General features: G+C 54.4%; 1 pseudogene. It reads right to left on the bottom strand.

The annotated features are described in order from the left end of the window. Positions 1-366 (bottom strand): annotated as a pseudogene (locus MRX98_RS21885) (hypothetical protein); the annotation flags it as partial. Positions 367-535: the final 169 nt, after the last annotated feature.

Raw genomic sequence — 535 nt, 5'->3', positions numbered from 1 at the left:
CTGGGCCCGGCTTTGCACAATCTCCACTTTGATCGGGGTGAACTGTTTCACACTGCCGGCAAGCTCGCTGCAAGCGGCGGCTTGCTCCGGGGCCGATACGCGCTTGCGCGGTCGTGGCGTGCCCGACGCTCTTTTGGCTGGAAGCGCCAAAATCCCCTGACTTTCCAGCCGTTCCAAGAATTGAAGGCCTTCGGGCCACTTGAGCCGGCCGGTGGGCCTTTTCCAGTCGAGCAGTTCGCAGATAGTATGCGCCAATTCGTTGCGACTGATACCTTCGCAGGTGCTGACAACCTCTTGGATCAGCGCCACCTCCTGAGCAGAAATCTCTCGGCCGCAAAATTTGTAGGGCTTTTCTCCTGGATGCATGCCATTGTCCTTTCGCTATCATCACATAGCGCAACAATGGTGTCATGTTCAGCGAAAAATGATCGCAACCGGAAAATTTTTTCATCGGGATTTTCAAAACCTCCCGAGTACCCGTACAAAAGGCAGACATATGCTTTATCGCAATTGCTATCTCGGCCAATGCAGCTGG

Origin of the sequence: Desulfatitalea alkaliphila (genome assembly GCF_022968795.1) — a bacterium.
Classification (GTDB): Bacteria; Desulfobacterota; Desulfobacteria; order Desulfobacterales; family Desulfosarcinaceae; genus Desulfatitalea; species Desulfatitalea alkaliphila.
This window is presented reverse-complemented; position numbering and strand designations above follow the sequence as displayed.